The sequence below is a fragment of the Croceivirga sp. ABH4_376 genome, assembly GCF_056160685.1.
On sequence record NZ_JBSWXQ010000004.1, the window covers coordinates 33945 to 51216 of the forward strand.

Below are 17272 nucleotides of genomic sequence, written 5' to 3' on the forward strand. Positions count from 1 at the left end.
AAGGCGACCAGTTGGTCGCCTTTTTTGTTTTATTCCTCTTCTACAGGAATTAAATTGTCATCCGGAATCCGGTCTATCATTTTATTATAGGGGTCTATACCTGCTTTATTCGGTAACTTGGCCACTTTATAAGTAAACGTATTTTTTCCTGGTTTTATCCAAACTTTTTCTAACACCAAAGGTCGCTTTACGGTAAGCCCCTTAGCATTAATGGTGTCGGTTTCAAACACACCTATATCTAATAAACTAGGCTTTTGCACTGTACCAAGGTCTTTTCCTAGACCATCATAGCGCGTTCTAGCACTATTCACTTCAATTTTCACTTCATAAGAACCATCATCGTTCTTTTTATAGGTTGCAGAATTGCACGTATTGGAGTACAGCGTTATGTTTTCAAAACTATCTTCCAAATAATATTGCAGGCTATCCGGTGTTGCCTTTTTAAGATAACTATACCATTCGTCCGTAGTTGTGAAAGGCGCTTTTGGTCTAAATTTAGCATTAAGAATGTAGTTCTTAAGCTGCAAATTAAGAGAATCTTCACCCACCAAATCTTGCAATCCATACATTACCAAACCTCCTTTTCTATACCAGACATAAGATTGTGTATCATTATCTAACAACGTTTTTTCAAACTTGCTCTCATTAGCTCTTCCGCGCAAATACCTATCCAATTCTTCTTTAAGAAAACGTTGCATGGCATCTACACCATATTCTTTTTTCATCACCATTAAAGAAGCATATTCTGCCATTGTTTCAGAAATCTGATTTGCACCTCTGGTTGCAGAAGGAGTTATTTGATGCCCCCACCATTGATGCGCAACTTCATGGGAAGTAACCGTGAACAAATAATCCAAATCTTGCGGATTGCTAAAATCTCCTACCCAACCAAAAGATTCGGCAAAAGGCACGGTATTAGGAAATGATTGCGCAAAAGTGTTATATCTAGGAAATTCTAAAATACGCATTTGCCGGTATTGATATGGTCCAAAATTCTTATTAAAATAATCAAAGGATTTTTTTACACCATTTACAAAACGGTCTAGATTATAGGTATGGGTAGGATGATGGAAAATTTCAATGGCAACTTCTTCTCCCTTTTCACCAAGCCATTTATCCCTATGAACAGCATATGCAGCCGATGATATATTATAAAAGAAGTCCATTTCTCCTTCCATTTTGTACGTAAAATAGCGTCTTCCATTTTCTGTCCATTCTTTTTGCAAATATCCTGGCAAAACAGCAATTTGGTCTGGCGCAGTACTTACCGTTCCTTCAAAAGAGATATAGTCCGCATCATCATTAAATAGCAAGTTGCTTACTCCCCACTTATCGTCCCTAGCGGGTAGAGCGTATTCCTTTTCCGGTAATCCCTGTTCTTTTCTATCCTTATCACTAGAAAGTTCTCCTTGAGTGGAATAACCAAACGAGGGGAAAAAATTATCATTCATAAAAGTACCGTTAGCAATTAACGCATTACCAAAGCCTTCATTTGGAAACCCTTTGTAATACGCAAAAACCTCTAACCGCATTTGTAAGGTATCTCCCGGCTTCATAGGCGAATCAAAATCGTATATTTTGTAACCAAAATCTTTATACTCTTTTGACAATCTAGGTTTTTTACCATTTATAGTAAATTCCTTTACTTCCTTTTTCAACAAATTACCCGCTCCCCAATTCAAATGGAGTTGCGTAATTGTCTCATCGGTTTTATTGGTTATGATATAGTCACTTTTTATTGTTGCCGTCCTATCTTCTGGAACCAAATCTGCCTTAAGTTTTACATCTACCACCTTGGGTTGTGCAATCCTATCATATTTAGCCAATTGCTTTTCGTAATTTGCCCTTGCCTCTATACCTTCGTCCGCTGTTCTATACGTATTGTACTCTTTAATATTTTTATAAATAAAAATAGCCAAGCCAACAAATCCCAACAGCAATACGGACATTGAGCCTATTACTTTATAGTTTATTCTTCCTTTAGCAGCTTTAAACCTTGCTTTAAACCCAGAATCCGAACCACGCTTCCAGAATAGATAGCCTATGACAAATAAAATAAAGCCAAAAAACAACCAATATGCCCTAAAGTAGAGGGCTCCTTTAGTAAAATGGCCAAAACCATTCATGTCCGAAATTATGTAGTATGGCGTATAACTGTATAAAAGCATATTATTATCTACATCTGCCAAACTGTTAACAGCAAATAGAACTACCCAGAAACCAATGGCTACCACGTGTGCTAAAAACTTTTTGGTAATGATAGAATGGATAAAAAATGCCATTAATACGTAGCTAACATATTTGGGTAACTCAAACAAATACAATTCGGTAAAGTATTTGCCAAATTCAAAGTTGAAATAGCCTTGAAAAATTTGATTTAGCACCCCACTAATCAAAATCATGTTTACAAGTAAAAAAGCCAATAATACTAGAGAACAGAATTTGGCCCAGTAAATTATAGCATTTGGTATAGGAAGGGCCCCAAATATTTGGTCATACTTAACTTTACGTTCCCTATGCAACACCTCACCAGACATAAACACTATAAGTACAAACACCAATATGATATAATTATAGTCTTTAACTTCTAACATATAGTTGGTTAATGGCAAAGATGGTGTGCCGTAAATTGGAGAACCAAACCAACCGTCAAAGAACAAAAAGGCTACCGCAGCTATTAATATGGCTTTGAAAAAATTATCACTTATAATGTTCTTAAACTCCAACCAAGTTAACTGGAAAAAAGTTTTGGTGTAAAAACCCATTGTAAAAACCTGAGACACCTTAGGTAGTTTTTCTGTAGCCCTAATTTTAAGCGAACTATCTTCTATTTTTTTACCTTTTTTGCCATAGCTAGTGGTTAAGAAAGATGTGAAGTTGAACCTGAACAAAGTATAAATTAGTAGTAGCAAACCTAAACCTACCCATATTAACCGATTCCAAAAAAGCACACCTTTAAAAGGTATTAATTGCGTGTTCTGTTCCTCTGGTGTCCAATATTGAGTTATATTTTGTAAGGCGGATAAACCAAAAGGGTCCATTAACGCTGTTAAATCTTTGTTTTCAATATCTTGAGTAAGGGTTAAGGTTACAAGGTATATGATAAACAAAACAGCCCCACCGGCATATGCAAGCATTACCCGCTTTGTTAAGCTTACTAATGCAAAGAAAATACTACCCGCAAAGAACAAATTTGTCCAATATAGTGTAATTGTAGGTTGCAAATAGTTCCAAAAATTAAATCCTAAATACCTATCCGGCTCAACAAATCCTAAATAAGGACCTACTGCAGCGCCTAATATTAAACCTAATTGTAATCCAGAACTAACCAGAAATAGTGTAGTTAAAGACCCTAAATACCTACCAAGTAAATAACCATTTTCACTAATAGGATATGAAAAAAAGTAGTTGTCCGTCTTGTGTTCTACGTCTCTATAAACCGGCACCCCCATAATTGCACTAGCAATCATTATGGCAAAAATACTCACAACATTTAACGTTTGTGATATTGTAAAGGGACCATCTACATAAACCTTTTCTGAGGCAAGACCATTATCGCCAATAGTAAAAAATAAACCAAAAGCAACTAGAATACCAAAATAAGCCCAAGTTGCAGGCCTTTTGAATCGGTAACTCAATTCAAACCAAAAAATTTCTTTAAACATCTGCTTATATTTTTAGTTAGAATTGATTAATGAGGTAAAGCTTCCATTCTAGATGAAATCTCTGAGAAATATACATCTTCTAGATTGGCCTTTATATTTTCAAAAGATGTATCTGGTTGGTCATCGCTAAACACGTGAATAACGGTTTTACCGGCCTTTAAATGACTAGATATAACTCTAAATTCTTGTTGATGAGCTTCAAAATCCTTTCTATCGATGGTTTTTCTCCAAATTTTACCAGAAACACTTCTAGTCAAATCTTGGGGGTTACCTTGTGACACTACCTCACCTAGGCATATGATAGCCATGTTACTGCAAAGGTTGGCTACGTCTTCTACTATATGTGTAGATAATATTACAATAGTATTCTCACCTATTTCACTAAGTAAGTTATGAAAACGAACGCGTTCTGCTGGATCTAAACCAGCTGTAGGTTCATCCACAATAATCAATTTTGGATTGCCGATCAAAGCTTGGGCTATTCCAAAACGTTGTTTCATACCGCCAGAATAGGTGCCTAGACTTTTATTTCTAACGTTCCATAAATTGGTTTTGTGCAATAGCGATTCTACCAAATCTTTACGCTCCCCCTTGTGGGTAATTCCTTTTAGAGATGCTATATGATTTAGCATTTTGTAAGAACTAATTTTAGGATAAACACCAAACTCCTGTGGCAAATACCCTAAAATTTTCCTTACGGATTCTTTATCTTTTAAAACATCTAATGTGTCTAAAGTTACGCTCCCACTATCCGCTTCTTGCAGCGTTGCTAAGGTGCGCATTAGACTAGATTTGCCCGCTCCATTTGGCCCAAGTAGACCAAACATACCTTGCGGAATGGTAAGTGTAATGCCTTTAAGCGCTTGTACCCCGTTGGAATAGGTTTTGCTTAAATCTGTAATTTGTAGATTCATGTTGGTTGTATTTAGTTAGATTTAAATAGGAACGAGATTGTAGAAAATATTCGCTCAACCAATCAAATCTAACTAAAAAAAACTAACCAACTATGTTTTAATTAATTACCTACTGTAATTAGGGCTTTCTTTTGTGATGGTAACATCATGCGGGTGACTCTCTGCAATACCGCTAAATGTAATTTTTACAAACTTGCCAGAATCTTGTAAGGTAGCAATATCTTTAGCACCACAATAGCCCATACCAGCCCTTAACCCACCAATAAACTGGTGCATACTTTCCATGAGCTCGCCTTTGTAAGGTACACGACCTACAATACCTTCCGGAACCAATTTTTTAATATCGTCTTCCACATCTTGGAAATAGCGGTCTTTACTACCCTCTTTCATAGCTTCTACAGACCCCATACCACGGTAGCTCTTGAACTTTCTACCTTCGTAAATAATGGTTTCTCCAGGAGATTCCTTGGTACCAGCCAAAAGTGAACCTAACATAACCGTATCCGCACCAGCTGCAATTGCTTTAGGTATATCCCCAGTATAACGGATACCGCCATCGGCAATAACGGGCACGCCCGTGCCTTTAATAGCGCTTGCCACTTCTAAAACAGCTGAAAATTGTGGAAAACCAACCCCTGCAACTACTCGGGTAGTACATATGGAACCTGGGCCAATACCTACTTTAACCGCATCTGCACCAGCTTCTACCAGATAACGAGCTGCTTCTGCTGTAGCAATATTACCTACAACAACATCTATTTGTGGGTATGCTTTCTTTACCTCTTTTAACACATTTACCACACCCTTAGTATGCCCATGAGCAGTATCTATGATTATAGCGTCTACCCCAGCATTTACTAAGGCACCGGCACGGTCTACTGCATCTGGAGTAACCCCAATAGCTGCTGCCACGCGCAACCTACCATATTGGTCTTTATTGGCAATTGGCTTTTGTGTTAATTTTGTAATATCCCTAAAAGTGATAAGTCCTACCAACTTGTAATCTTCATCTACAACGGGTAGCTTTTCAATCTTATTTTCTTGTAAAATATCTTCCGCTTGATCTAGGGTGGTACCTACCCCTGCAGTTACCAAATTTTCTGAAGTCATTACTTCAGAAATTGGCCTTTCGTTATTCTTTTCAAATCGTAAATCCCTATTGGTAACAATACCTATAAGCTTACCAGCCTCGTCTACTATAGGAATACCGCCAATGCTGTGTTCTTTCATAGCTGCCTTAGCATCTTTTACCAAAGCATCTTGTGGCAAGGTAACCGGATCTAAAATCATACCGCTTTCAGCCCTTTTAACCTTTCTTACTTTAAGCGCTTGCTGCTCAATAGTCATGTTCTTGTGTAGCACACCAATACCTCCTTCTCTGGCCATAGCAATAGCCATTTTGGACTCGGTAACCGTATCCATGGCTGCAGAAACAACCGGTACATTGATTGAGATATTACGAGAAAATTTTGAGGTGATGTCTACTTCTCTTGGAAGTACTTCTGAGAAGGCGGGTACTAAAAGTACATCATCATAGGTTAAACCTTCGCCAACAATTTTGTTTTGGTGAAATTCCATTGCAATTACGGATTAATTGCGTGCAAATATACCACATTAAAACCTACTAAAATAATTTGAAAAAAGAATAGTTGGTTTTTATTAATTTTATTTAGACTTAATATAAATAATATTATATTTGGGTATAGAATAGTTTTATGGAATGCCCGTTTTTACAAGTTTTGAATACAACCACCAATGGCAGGTTTACCTATTGCCATAAAAGCAAACTTTTTCAATTTGTTTTCAATAATCTTTGTTTTGAATTGTATGAATGGGAATTGCGAACATTTATTGAATACTTATATGATATTGATGTATTGTATTGGGAACAACAATTAAAAAATTCACCCTACGGCCGTAAAATACCAATTTCGGTAGGTAAGAACCATTTTATAATTGTTATGAACCGTTCTGAGATACAAGAGCTAAAGCAATTGTTATCCGAAACTTCTAATAAAAACAAACTATTGCAAGCTACAGACATTGATTACATCCTAAATTATAACTAGACCTTTGTTCTCATTTAACAGGTTTAGTAGAAAGCGGCATTGGTATTTGGCCGCTTTCTTTTTTTAATCAATCTAAATTCATATTGCTCAGAAACAACTATTTAAATTGATTCTGCCTTTAATAGCGATTAACTTTAAGGGAAACTTAAAAAAGAAATGTTATGCCTATAAGATTAGCAAGCAATTGTGCCAATTGCACCAATTTTCAGAACGATCATACCTGTACGCAACACCACACTAAGGTTACCGAAAGACACACGTGTGATAGTTTTAACATGCAACAGGCCTTAAAAATGAATATGACTTGTGGTACTTGCTCAAGATTTAATACAGCCGATTGTGCACATCCTGCAAAGGCAGCTCCCGAAATGAGTTGTTCTAGTTGGGCACCTTTGGCAATGGCTTAGAATACAAAAAGGGAGGTTTTACCTCCCTTTTTCTTTATTTTAATTTTGTTCTGGCCTCTTTAGCCCAACTTATTAGAGATTCTACTTCTGCTTCTGACATATTGCCGTGCAACCAAGTATATGAGTTTTCTGGCATATGCCCCTCTTCCACTTCTTCTATCAATTCATCTAATTTGTGGTCTTTCTTCTTGATATTCCACTGAGACCAATCAGACACATTAAAATGTTCTTTGCCTTCCTCCACATGGTCGGCAATCATATAAGAAATTGGTGCTACCTCTGCGTACCATGGATAAATCGTATTGTTACTATGACAATCATAACAATTTTGCCTTAAAATAGTTTTTACCGCAGCATTAGGCATTGTTTCTACCTCAAATGCCACAACTACATTGCCCTCAGAAGTATTTTTTTCTGGTCTATAAAATTGCATGGCAATTAGTATAACTAAAAGCGCTAGTGCTAACTTCTTAAACATGGTTGGTTATTTTAAATTTTGATTTGCAAGGTAGTATAAAATGTTCTGGGTTCAGCAGGTATAATCCCGGGTCCTGGATAACCTGTTGCCCTACGTGTAAAATAAGAGTTGTCTAAAACATTATTGATTCCTGCTTCTAGCTTGTATCGCTTATAGGTATAGGATAAAGAAAAATCTAATATATCATAAGACGGAATAGCACCTTCTATTCCTCTTTGATTATCAGTTTTATCTTGTGCTGCATTAGTAGCATCTGTAAATTGTGGCCCCAAATACGTGTATTGCAAATTCCCCAACAAGTTGCCGTAACCGAAGCTTAGCCCTGTTTTCAAATTCACATCTGGAATAAATTCTACTTCTTTACCCGCTACTCCTATTCTTTCACTATCTATGTATTCCGAAGCTGTTAATGCCATGTTGGCAAAATAGTTGAGCTTAATTTTTTCCGATTTAAAATTAAGCAACGACTTTAAGTTTACATCCGCAAAAGCCTCTAAACCATAAATAAAGGCGGTACCAATGTTACCCCGTTTACGAACAATGCGACCTGTTGGCACTTCTTCCCCTTCTGAGTTGCTACGTGTTTCTTCTTCTAATATCTCACCTAAACGGTCATCATAATACAAACCAAATAGACTAGCATCATAGGTTAAAACATTTGAAATTCTACCACGTGCACCAAAATCTGCGGTAAAGCCAGACTCATCACTAATATTAGGGTCTACCTGAAAGCTTGGGTTAACCACCCTAATATCACTAAAGGTTATGGATCTATAGTTTTCTGAAAAATTACCGTAGAATTCCAAATTGTTATTTGGCTTATAGGAGAGGCCCATTCCTAATAAAAAGAAATTACGCTCAAAATTCCTATTATCAGCAATTTCTTCGTTTAGTAAGGTATTGCCCGCTAAGTCTTTTACAATGTTTTTATACGTTCCATTACTTTTCGTATTAATATACTCCCATCTAAACCCGGGTGTAACAGAAAACTTATTGGTTAGGTTAAAAATATGCTCACCAAAAATGGCAAAATTTAGATTTGGGAAGGTAAAATCTGACTGTCTTTCATAATCTGGAAAATCTGCTGTTGCAAAATTTATTATAAATAAATAATCTCATCTTAATGGTAAGCACTGAATAATTCGGTGGCTTTGTTATAAGCTGCCTCAAAAACCATCCAGTTTACATTGGTTTCTGCCTTTTGTTCGGTAAAAAAGGAAAGCATTTTTTCGGTTGGCATATTACCCGTTAATTCATCTTTAGCCATTGGGCAACCGCCAAATCCTTGCACGGCACCATCAAATCTTCGGCAACCGGCAACATAAGCCGAAGCAACCTTTTCGTGCCATTTTGCAGGTGTAGTATGTAAGTGGGCGCCAAACTCTATATTGGGGTATTTTGGAATTAGGTTAGAGAACAAATAGGAAATTACATCTGGATCAGAACTACCAATGGTATCTGATAGTGATAAAATATTAACGCCCATATCTGCCAGCTTTTCTGTCCACTCACCAACAATATCCACATTCCAAGGGTCTCCATACGGGTTTCCAAACCCCATAGAAATATAGGTAACCACTTCTTTATTACTTTTATCGGCTATATCTAAAATAGCCTTTAAAATATCTACGGATTGTGCAATGGTCTTATGGGTATTCCGCATTTGAAAGTTTTCCGAAATAGAAAATGGGTAACCTAGATAGGTAATCTCTGGGTGTACACTAGCATCTTCTGCCCCTCTTACATTGGCCACGATAGAAAGCAATTTACTTTTGGTTTTAGAGAGGTCTAAACCAGCTAGAACGGCAGCAGTATCTTGCATTTGCGGAATGGCCTTTGGGGAAACAAAACTGCCAAAATCCAAGGTGTCAAAGCCACAGCCCAATAAGGCTTGTATATATTTAATCTTGTGTGCCGTTGGTATAAAAGTTTTTATGCCTTGCATGGCATCTCTAGGACATTCTATAATTTTGACCACTTCTTTTTCCATTGTTTCAAAATTACCATTATTTACCGGTACCTACTAAATACATTGCCAAGCCCACAAATACCACTATTTGCATCCATTTAAGATAGAAACCAGCTTTTTCATGAGAATTTAAATAAGCTCCAACCCTGCCGGCAAGAATGGCTATGGCCCCAAAAATTATTGAGGAAACCAGTATAAACAAAAAACCCAAAATATAAAATTGAATAAATGGCGCAAGATTGTCGCTGAACAAAAAGCCGGGAAAAAAAGCGAGAAAAAATATGGTTACTTTAGGGTTAAGCACATTCATCCAAAACCCTTTTTTGAACAACGGCCAAACCGTTGTAGCTTGTTTTACCTTTAGATTTAATACTATATCTGATTTGGCACGGTATACTTTATAGGCCAAGTACAGTAAATATGCAGCGCCAAACAACTTAATAATCCAAAATAAGTATGGGTTATCCCTTATTATAATAGATATGCCAAATGCCAATAAGGTGGTATGTACCAAGCAACCAGACATAAGACCTGCTACCACCGCCAAACCTTGCTTTTTACCATTTGTCATACTTTGAACCAAGACAAAAATATTATCTGGTCCTGGAGCAATTGCCAGGGTGGCTGTTGCGGCCGCAAAGGCTAGTAAAATTTCAATATTCAATAGAAAACTTTAAAAAGCTAAATTTACAAAAGTTGCTTTATCAACAACCTCAATATTTTTTATCATGAGAAACCTTTTTTTATTATTTGCTATATGTGCCTTAAGCAACATAAATGCCCAAACCATGAACCAACCAAAAGATAGTATGCTTAGACATGTTGTACTTTTTAAATTTAAGCCTGATACAACACCCAAAAAAATAATTGAGATTGAACAGGCCTTTAAGGCCCTTCCCGATAAAATACACGTAATAAAAGATTTTGAATGGGGCACAAACAATAGTCCTGAAGGATTAGCTAAAGGCTTTACCCATTGTTTCTTTTTAACCTTTAAAAGTGAGGCGGACCGTGCTATTTATTTACCACATCCTGATCATAAAGCTTTTGGGGCCTTACTTAAAGACCATTTAGCAGATGTTTTGGTAGTAGATTACTGGGTTACTAATTAGCCTGCGCCAAAATAGCTTTATTAATACGCTTTATTAAAGCAGGCCCTTCATAGATAAAACCGGTGTACAATTGCACTAATGAAGCTCCTGCCCGCAATTTTGCCAAGGCATCTTCTTCTGAGTGTATGCCGCCTACTCCAATAATTGGAAAGCTGCCGTTGCTATGGTAATGAAGAAACTCTATAACCTCAGTGCTTCTATTGGTCAAAGGCTTTCCACTTAGTCCGCCCTTTTCCTCTACCAACGTCAAATGAGATTTTAAATTATCTCTTGCAATGGTGGTATTGGTAGCGATAACACCATCTATCTGCGAATCCTTGATAATATCTATAATATCAAAAAGTTGTGCATTGGTTAAATCTGGAGCAATTTTCAATAAAATTGGCTTGGTACTACTGTTCTTTTGAACTGCTAATTTTTCATTTTGACGTTTAAGAGACGCCAAAATTTCGGTAAGCGGTTTTTTATCCTGCAATTCTCTTAAACCAGGAGTATTAGGCGAACTTACATTTACCACAAAATAATCTACATGATCAAATAAGGCGTCAAAACAGATTAGATAATCCTTTACAGCATCTTGGTTAGCAGTTACTTTATTTTTTCCAATATTGCCACCAATGAGCACCTTATGTTGTTTTTTTAATCGTTCTACAGCATCAAAAACACCTTTATTATTAAAACCCATTCTGTTAATCACAGCTTTATCGTCTACCAGTCTAAACAAGCGTTTCTTAGGGTTTCCCGGTTGTGGTTTAGGGGTAAGGGTACCAATTTCTATAAAACCAAAACCAAAATCTGAAAACTCATTGAACAACTTGGCATCTTTATCAAAACCAGCAGCTAAACCAACAGGATTTTTAAATTTTAAACCAAAGACCTCCCTTTCTAACCGCTTATCTTCCTTAACAAATAGTTTTTTATATAAACTTGTCAATCCTAGCTTTGAGAAAATCTTGATCAGGAAAAATGAAATGTGGTGTGCACTTTCTGCATCAAATAAAAAAAGAATAGGACGTATTAAAACTTTATACATTAAGGCCTTAATTTTTTGCAAAAATAGAAACTCTAATTATGCTAGGTTATTTTTAACTTAATTTTTGTTTTGAGACACATTGGTATAAATAGGTACCCTTTGTATTTGATTACAAAGAGACACATATAAATTATACTGCTCCACATTGAACAAACCCAATAAGCGCTTATCTAACAAACGCATATTAGCTTCCATACTATCTAATAAATCACTATGTTTTTGTGCACGAACCTTTAAATCTTCCAAGGTTTCCGTAGGGTAGTTTCGTAAGACATTTTTTAACCTATTGGTATACATCTCGTTTCTAAACTTTAATTCCGCACCCCAGTTTTTTAAATTTTCCTGTTGTTCTTCGGTAAGCTTAAATGTTTGTATAATAACCATATCGTCTTTACCGCCTATACCCAATAAACAATCTTGAGCATTTAGTTTAAAAAGAAAAAATAGCGATAAAGCCACCAACGGACCTTTCATAATTACGTGTTCTCAAACGTGGGGCAAGATACACTACTTTTAGTGTTGACTAGAAGAAATCCGACCGAATAAACCTTATTTTTGATGAAAAACCTCTTAATGGAAAAATTACTATCCAGATTCTTAGAGTATGTAAAAATAGATACACAAAGTAATCCTAAATCTAACACTACGCCTAGTACGGACAAACAGTGGAATTTAGCCAAGAAATTGGTTACAGAATTACACCAGATAGGTATGCAAGAGGTAACTATTGATGAAAATGCCTATATCATGGCAACGTTACCCAGTAATACCGAAAAAGACGTACCCACCATTGGTTTTATTGCCCATTTTGATACAAGTCCTGATTTTAGTGGTTTTAATGTTAGACCTAAAATTATAGAAAACTATGATGGTAAGGATATAGTTTTAAACACCACTAGGAATATTGTTCTATCCCCGGATTATTTTGAAGATTTAAAACAATATGAAGGGCAAACCTTGATAACAACAGATGGTACAACTTTATTAGGCGCAGACGACAAGGCGGGCGTAACTGAAATTATAACCGCTATGGAATATTTAATTGAACACCCCGAAATAGAACACGGAAAAATAAGAATAGGTTTTACGCCAGATGAAGAAATTGGTCGTGGTGCCCATAAATTTGATGTGGCCAAATTTGGAGCGGAATGGGCTTATACCATGGATGGTAGCCAAGTTGGAGAACTAGAGTATGAAAACTTTAATGCCGCGGGTGCTACCATAAACTTTAAGGGAAAAAGCGTACATCCTGGGTATGCAAAAAATAAGATGATTAATGCAATTACTCTTGCAAATAAGTATTTAAGCCTACTGCCACCAAACGAAGTGCCAGAAAAAACAACGGATAGAGAAGGTTTTTTTCATGTACACCATATAGAAGGAACAATAGAAAACGCCCAAATTGAATTGATTATTCGTGACCATGACTTGGAACACTTTAATGCCAGAAAAGATTTGCTAATGGCTATAGCCAAAAAGTTAAATGCAGACTTTTCAGAGGAGGTTATTAGTGTTGAGATAGAAGAACAATATAGAAATATGAGGGAAAAAGTAGAACCTGTATTTCATATTGTATCCATTGCAGAGGAGGCTATGCAAGAGATTGGTATTACGCCCATAATTAAACCAATTAGAGGCGGTACAGATGGAAGCCAGTTAAGTTTTATGGGGCTACCCTGCCCTAATATTTTTGCTGGCGGACACAATTTTCATGGCAAATATGAATATGTACCTTTAGAAAGCATGCAAAAAGCAGTAGAAGTAATTGTAAAAATTTGCGAACTTACTGCTCGTAACCTCTCTAAAGATGAATAAAAGTAAAACGGCTGATGCTTATTATGCCGAACCACATCATTTTTCTAATGCTATTGCCATTCTTAGAAAATTAGCACTAGAGACAGAAGCAGAAGAATGTTGCAAATGGGGTATGCCAGTTTACACCATAAACAACAAAAACGTCTTTGGTATTTGCCGATTTAAAAATCACTTTGGTATCTGGTTTTACAATGGGGCCTTTATGGATGATCCTGAAAACCTGTTAGAAAATGCTCAAAAAGGGAAGACCAAAGCTATGAGGCATTGGAAAATATCAGATATTTCTTCTATAGACAAAACGCTGGTTAAACAATATTTCAATGAGGCAATTGCCAAGCACAAACAAGGTAAGGTTTTGGTTGCCTTTAAAAAAAACAACAAATTAGAAATACCACAACTTTTACTAAGCTGTCTAAAGACAAATAATATTCAGAAAAAATTTGATGCTTTTACGCCTTACAAACAGAAAGAATTCTCTGAATTTATTAGCAGTGCAAAACAAGAAAAAACCAAACTTGCTCGCCTAGAGAAAATAATACCTTTGATTGAAAACGGTATTGGACTTAACGACCAATACCGTTGATAGTATTATTTTGGCAAGACCCAATTGTTGTGGTATTCCGGAGTAATCAAAGTATTTGCTTCGGTTTGGGTAAATTTACCATCTGTGGCTAACCAATTAACTTTTTGTCCCGTTTTGTAGGCTATGTTACCCATATGGCAAACTAGTGCCGTATTGTAACCCACTTCAATTGGAGCGTTAAGCTTACTTTTATCCCTAGATTTTACCGCTTCAATAAAATTCTTAGTATGTAAGTCCAATCCATTACCTTGATTGGTCTGCAATGGTACAGCTTCAATCTTTGGTCCTAAATTAGTACTCCAATCGGGCTTATCATCTTCTGGAATTACTTCCCAACCACCTCTATCTAAGACTAAAGTTCCATTGTTACCAATAAACGCAATACCATGGTTACGGCCGTAATTACCACCATCTATACCCGTGGCATGCTCCCATAGAATAGAAAAATCATCATATTCATAAACAGTTTGTAAGGTATCTGGGGTTTCTGAAGCATCTTCTGGATACGCAAACTTGCCGCCCAATGCCATTACCGAATTTGGAGTACCGGCTTTCATACCATACAGTGCATAATCTATTAAATGTACGCCCCAATCTGTCATTAACCCGCCTGCATAATCCCAAAACCATCTAAAGTTAAAGTGAAAACGATTGGCGTTAAAAGGTCTATTTTTTGCTGGTCCTAACCACATCTTATAGTCCACATCTGCCGGCGCCTTAGTATCTGGAACAACAAGTACCGGTTTCATCCATCCTTGGTATGCCCAGGCCTTGGCAAGTCTAATCTTACCCAATTTACCAGAATGCACGTAGTTTATAGCATCTACAAAGTGTGGTTGGCTTCTTTGCCATTGCCCTACTTGAACAATTTTATTATTTGAGTTAACCGCGTGCAACATGGCGTTACTTTCGGCAATACTATTCGCAATCGGTTTTTCACAATAAACGTCTTTGCCGGCCGCAAGTGCATCTACTAACTGCAGACAATGCCAGTGGTCTGGTGTTCCAATGACAACAACATCTACATTTTTATCTTCTAATAGTTTCCTATAATCTGTATACCATTTAGGCTTTTTTAGTCCTGCCTTTTCTAAATCTGCCGTGCGCTGCCCTAGGACGGTTTTATCTACATCGCAAAGCGCAACAACTTGTATTTCTGAAAGCTTTAATAAGGATAAAAGGTTAGAAAAGCCCATGCCTTTACAACCAATTAAACCAACTTGTATTTGATCATTAGGGCTTATTCTTTTTCTAATATGGGCCAACAGCTCTACAGGAAACAGAAAGCTTACACCCGTAGCAGCAGTAGCCATTGCAGAATTTTTTAAAAAATTTCTTCTAGTATGCATTTGGTCTTGTTTTTCAGGTGTATAAGTTACACATAAAATTAAATGCATAAAAAAAGCACCTAAAAAATAGGTGCTTATCTTTTTTTTTGAGCTAAAAGAACTACTTGCTAGCTACAGGGTTTAACTTTTTACTGGCTTCCATAGAAATTGCTGCTCTATCAAACTTTAACCTTCCTGCCATAGTTTCTATGATGCAAGAATTATCGTTATCGTTTAAATCTACAATTTTACCATAAAGACCACTTTTGGTCATTATTTTATCTCCCTTTTTTAACTCGGCCGCAAACTTTTTCTCGTCTTTTTGACGTTTCATTTGTGGTCTTATCATAAAAAAATAAGCCACAACAAATATTAGTAGTAGCGGAAAAAACTGTTGTAATTGCTCCATTAAATTTAATTATCCGTTTTTCATTGGAACCGAAATAGCAGCTCCGTCTTTTGGCGTTACAAACGCTTTAATTCTCAACAATTCAGAACCTTTTGCCGTATTGGCCGTAACCGTAATTGTCTTAGTTACTTGGTTTTGACCTGTTCCGTTGAATTTTACCAATAGCTCTCCAGAATCTCCTGGGGCTATAGGTGTGTTTTTTGGGTATTCTGGAACCGTACATCCACAGCTACTTTTTGCATCTGTAATAATAAGTGGTGCGTCTCCTGTATTAGTAAACTTAAAGATTGTTTCTTGTGGTGTTCCGTTTTCAATGGTACCAAAATCATGTTCAGACTTATCAAACTGCATTACAGGTACTTTCTTAGAGGCTTCATCTCTTGTACTGGCCGTCTCTACATTGTCTGCTACAATTTTAGTGCTAGCCTTGTCTTTACAAGAAGTAGCGCCTATTAACATTGCCCCTACGGCAAAAACATACAATACTCTTTTCATGGTTTAAATTTTAGATATTCAAAAATAATAATTTCCTTTTTACAGCAAACCCCTACCTATTTTTTGCATTTTACCGGTTTCTTTAAATTCCCTTACTACTTTATCCAATATACCGTTAATAAAGATGCTACTTTTTGGGGTAGAGTACTCTTTAGCAATTTCTAAGTATTCATTAATGGTTACCTTTTCTGGGATAGAAGCAAAATGCAAAAACTCACATATTGCCATTTTTAATAAGATATGATCAATTTCCGCTATACGGTCTGTATCCCACTTTGGTGTTTTTTCCGCAATTATAGACTCCCATTCCGCATTATGCAATAAGGTTTTAGACAATAAATCCTTTGCATAGGTCATATCTTGTTCGTCCTTTAACAACTTAGGCAGAAAATAGCTGAAGGTATCATCTTCTTTTGCCTTTTTTAGCAACTTTACAATAAAGGTATTCACAATAGGAATATCATCTACCCAAGTAAGCTTATCGTCCTCAAAATATTCATATATCTTGTCATTGGGCGCAATAACCTCTTTGTATAGTTTTATAATCAATTCTTTGTCTGAAGCATAGCTAGAAGAGGGCTCACTCATGTATTTATTATAGACTTCACTTTCGGTAATATCTTTCAGAATAATTTTTACATATTCCTCATTTAGGTACCAATTGTTAAGCTTCCTTTTTTCTAAGGCTTCTTTTAAAGCGGCATTTTCTGCCAGTTGAACCAATAAACGATTATTAACAAATTTGGATTTATCCGGGTAGGCATCGTTTTTATCTGAAATGTATTTTTTGTTGGATGCAGTAACATGTTGTTCCGCAAGTTCCCTTAGTTCTAAAAGCAAACTCAACATTAGTAAGTACAGACTATACACGTTGGCAATACTTACATTTAAAAACTTTTGTTGTTTCTCCAAAGACTCTTCTTTGGACTGTATTAATGCATAAATACACTGCATCACCTTTACTCTAATGTGCCTTCTAGTAAGCATTTAAAAGA

The 17272-nt window shown here is 36.3% G+C and carries 18 protein-coding genes; 5 read left to right on the forward strand and 13 right to left on the reverse strand.

The genetic code is table 11. The features are described 5' to 3' along the window. Positions 1 to 29 precede the first annotated feature (29 nt). From ACXAGS_RS10345 to guaB, 3 genes are all read right to left on the reverse strand, one after another. On the reverse strand, positions 30 to 3665 hold the full coding sequence (locus ACXAGS_RS10345) for an ABC transporter permease/M1 family aminopeptidase (protein WP_474906567.1): 3636 nt from the start codon (positions 3663 to 3665) through the stop codon (positions 30 to 32). Between the two features lie 26 nt (positions 3666 to 3691). Beyond that, positions 3692 to 4579, reverse strand: a complete 888-nt coding sequence (locus ACXAGS_RS10350; RefSeq protein ID WP_474906568.1) for an ABC transporter ATP-binding protein — start codon at positions 4577 to 4579, stop codon at positions 3692 to 3694. Positions 4580 to 4684: 105 nt separating this feature from the next. After that, positions 4685 to 6157: an IMP dehydrogenase gene (gene guaB, locus ACXAGS_RS10355; RefSeq protein WP_474906570.1), complete on the reverse strand. Its 1473-nt coding sequence runs from the start codon at positions 6155 to 6157 to the stop codon at positions 4685 to 4687. Positions 6158 to 6294: 137 nt separating this feature from the next. On the opposite strand from guaB, the gene ACXAGS_RS10360 reads away from it, so the two are divergent. Next, the gene (locus ACXAGS_RS10360; protein ID WP_474906571.1) at positions 6295 to 6648 is read left to right on the forward strand and encodes a DUF6686 family protein; all 354 of its coding nucleotides are present in this window, start codon (positions 6295 to 6297) and stop codon (positions 6646 to 6648) included. Positions 6649 to 6809: 161 nt separating this feature from the next. Beyond that, on the forward strand, positions 6810 to 7055 hold the full coding sequence (locus tag ACXAGS_RS10365) for a hypothetical protein (protein WP_474906572.1): 246 nt from the start codon (positions 6810 to 6812) through the stop codon (positions 7053 to 7055). A 34-nt stretch (positions 7056 to 7089) separates the two neighbouring features. Here ACXAGS_RS10365 and ACXAGS_RS10370 read toward each other — a convergent pair whose 3' ends face one another. From ACXAGS_RS10370 to ACXAGS_RS10385, 4 genes are read right to left on the reverse strand one after another with little or no spacing between them, the layout of a single operon-like run. Next, a complete protein-coding gene (locus ACXAGS_RS10370) occupies positions 7090 to 7533 on the reverse strand; it encodes a heme-binding domain-containing protein (protein WP_474906574.1) in 444 nt (147 codons plus the stop codon). Between the two features lie 11 nt (positions 7534 to 7544). Further along, on the reverse strand, positions 7545 to 8636 hold the full coding sequence (locus tag ACXAGS_RS10375; protein WP_474906937.1) for a TonB-dependent receptor family protein: 1092 nt from the start codon (positions 8634 to 8636) through the stop codon (positions 7545 to 7547). Between the two features lie 17 nt (positions 8637 to 8653). Continuing rightward, a complete protein-coding gene (locus ACXAGS_RS10380; RefSeq protein ID WP_474906575.1) occupies positions 8654 to 9523 on the reverse strand; it encodes a hydroxymethylglutaryl-CoA lyase in 870 nt (289 codons plus the stop codon). 16 nt (positions 9524 to 9539) lie between these two features. Continuing rightward, positions 9540 to 10166 (reverse strand): LysE family translocator, encoded by a 627-nt coding sequence (locus tag ACXAGS_RS10385; RefSeq protein WP_474906576.1) that lies wholly within the window; start codon positions 10164 to 10166, stop codon positions 9540 to 9542. 64 nt (positions 10167 to 10230) lie between these two features. Here ACXAGS_RS10385 and ACXAGS_RS10390 point away from each other — a divergent pair, with 64 nt between their 5' ends. Beyond that, the gene (locus ACXAGS_RS10390) at positions 10231 to 10614 is read left to right on the forward strand and encodes a Dabb family protein (protein WP_474906577.1); all 384 of its coding nucleotides are present in this window, start codon (positions 10231 to 10233) and stop codon (positions 10612 to 10614) included. Here the strand turns inward: ACXAGS_RS10390 and ACXAGS_RS10395 are convergent. Both ACXAGS_RS10395 and ACXAGS_RS10400 read right to left on the reverse strand, forming a co-directional pair. Continuing rightward, complete coding sequence (locus ACXAGS_RS10395) at positions 10607 to 11647, reverse strand: quinone-dependent dihydroorotate dehydrogenase (RefSeq protein ID WP_474906578.1); 1041 nt, start codon at positions 11645 to 11647, stop codon at positions 10607 to 10609. The genes ACXAGS_RS10390 and ACXAGS_RS10395 overlap by 8 nt on opposite strands. Before the next feature lie 57 nt (positions 11648 to 11704). Beyond that, positions 11705 to 12121: a hypothetical protein gene (locus ACXAGS_RS10400; protein ID WP_474906579.1), complete on the reverse strand. Its 417-nt coding sequence runs from the start codon at positions 12119 to 12121 to the stop codon at positions 11705 to 11707. 99 nt (positions 12122 to 12220) lie between these two features. On the opposite strand from ACXAGS_RS10400, the gene pepT reads away from it, so the two are divergent. Both pepT and ACXAGS_RS10410 read left to right on the forward strand, forming a co-directional pair. Further along, positions 12221 to 13462 (forward strand): peptidase T, encoded by a 1242-nt coding sequence (gene pepT / locus ACXAGS_RS10405; protein WP_474906939.1) that lies wholly within the window; start codon positions 12221 to 12223, stop codon positions 13460 to 13462. Further along, on the forward strand, positions 13455 to 14045 hold the full coding sequence (locus ACXAGS_RS10410; protein WP_474906580.1) for a YdeI/OmpD-associated family protein: 591 nt from the start codon (positions 13455 to 13457) through the stop codon (positions 14043 to 14045). The genes pepT and ACXAGS_RS10410 overlap by 8 nt, the downstream gene beginning before the upstream one ends. A 5-nt stretch (positions 14046 to 14050) precedes the next feature. Here ACXAGS_RS10410 and ACXAGS_RS10415 read toward each other — a convergent pair whose 3' ends face one another. From ACXAGS_RS10415 to nusB, 4 genes are all read right to left on the reverse strand, one after another. Continuing rightward, positions 14051 to 15394, reverse strand: coding sequence for a Gfo/Idh/MocA family oxidoreductase (locus ACXAGS_RS10415; RefSeq protein WP_474906581.1), 1344 nt, complete (start codon positions 15392 to 15394; stop codon positions 14051 to 14053). Positions 15395 to 15494: 100 nt separating this feature from the next. Beyond that, on the reverse strand, positions 15495 to 15782 hold the full coding sequence (yajC, locus tag ACXAGS_RS10420) for a preprotein translocase subunit YajC (RefSeq protein ID WP_474906582.1): 288 nt from the start codon (positions 15780 to 15782) through the stop codon (positions 15495 to 15497). A 9-nt stretch (positions 15783 to 15791) separates the two neighbouring features. Next, positions 15792 to 16277 carry a DUF1573 domain-containing protein gene (locus ACXAGS_RS10425; protein ID WP_474906583.1) on the reverse strand — a complete coding sequence of 162 codons (486 nt, stop codon included), beginning with the start codon at positions 16275 to 16277 and terminating at the stop codon, positions 15792 to 15794. A 39-nt stretch (positions 16278 to 16316) separates the two neighbouring features. Next, positions 16317 to 17264, reverse strand: a complete 948-nt coding sequence (nusB, locus tag ACXAGS_RS10430) for a transcription antitermination factor NusB (RefSeq protein ID WP_474906584.1) — start codon at positions 17262 to 17264, stop codon at positions 16317 to 16319. Positions 17265 to 17272 lie beyond the last annotated feature (8 nt).

Coding starts and splice junctions, on each gene's coding strand:
- ACXAGS_RS10380 (WP_474906575.1), bottom strand. CDS start 9,523: ATGGAAAAAGAAGTGGTCAAAATTATAGAATGTCCTAGAGATGCCATG.
- nusB (WP_474906584.1), bottom strand. CDS start 17,264: ATGCTTACTAGAAGGCACATTAGAGTAAAGGTGATGCAGTGTATTTAT.
- ACXAGS_RS10370 (WP_474906574.1), bottom strand. CDS start 7,533: ATGTTTAAGAAGTTAGCACTAGCGCTTTTAGTTATACTAATTGCCATG.
- ACXAGS_RS10395 (WP_474906578.1), bottom strand. CDS start 11,647: ATGTATAAAGTTTTAATACGTCCTATTCTTTTTTTATTTGATGCAGAA.
- ACXAGS_RS10415 (WP_474906581.1), bottom strand. CDS start 15,394: ATGCATACTAGAAGAAATTTTTTAAAAAATTCTGCAATGGCTACTGCT.
- ACXAGS_RS10365 (WP_474906572.1), top strand. CDS start 6,810: ATGCCTATAAGATTAGCAAGCAATTGTGCCAATTGCACCAATTTTCAG.
- ACXAGS_RS10410 (WP_474906580.1), top strand. CDS start 13,455: ATGAATAAAAGTAAAACGGCTGATGCTTATTATGCCGAACCACATCAT.
- pepT (WP_474906939.1), top strand. CDS start 12,221: ATGGAAAAATTACTATCCAGATTCTTAGAGTATGTAAAAATAGATACA.
- ACXAGS_RS10390 (WP_474906577.1), top strand. CDS start 10,231: ATGAGAAACCTTTTTTTATTATTTGCTATATGTGCCTTAAGCAACATA.
- ACXAGS_RS10360 (WP_474906571.1), top strand. CDS start 6,295: ATGGAATGCCCGTTTTTACAAGTTTTGAATACAACCACCAATGGCAGG.
- ACXAGS_RS10425 (WP_474906583.1), bottom strand. CDS start 16,277: ATGAAAAGAGTATTGTATGTTTTTGCCGTAGGGGCAATGTTAATAGGC.
- yajC (WP_474906582.1), bottom strand. CDS start 15,782: ATGGAGCAATTACAACAGTTTTTTCCGCTACTACTAATATTTGTTGTG.
- guaB (WP_474906570.1), bottom strand. CDS start 6,157: ATGGAATTTCACCAAAACAAAATTGTTGGCGAAGGTTTAACCTATGAT.
- ACXAGS_RS10350 (WP_474906568.1), bottom strand. CDS start 4,579: ATGAATCTACAAATTACAGATTTAAGCAAAACCTATTCCAACGGGGTA.
- ACXAGS_RS10400 (WP_474906579.1), bottom strand. CDS start 12,121: ATGAAAGGTCCGTTGGTGGCTTTATCGCTATTTTTTCTTTTTAAACTA.
- ACXAGS_RS10345 (WP_474906567.1), bottom strand. CDS start 3,665: ATGTTTAAAGAAATTTTTTGGTTTGAATTGAGTTACCGATTCAAAAGG.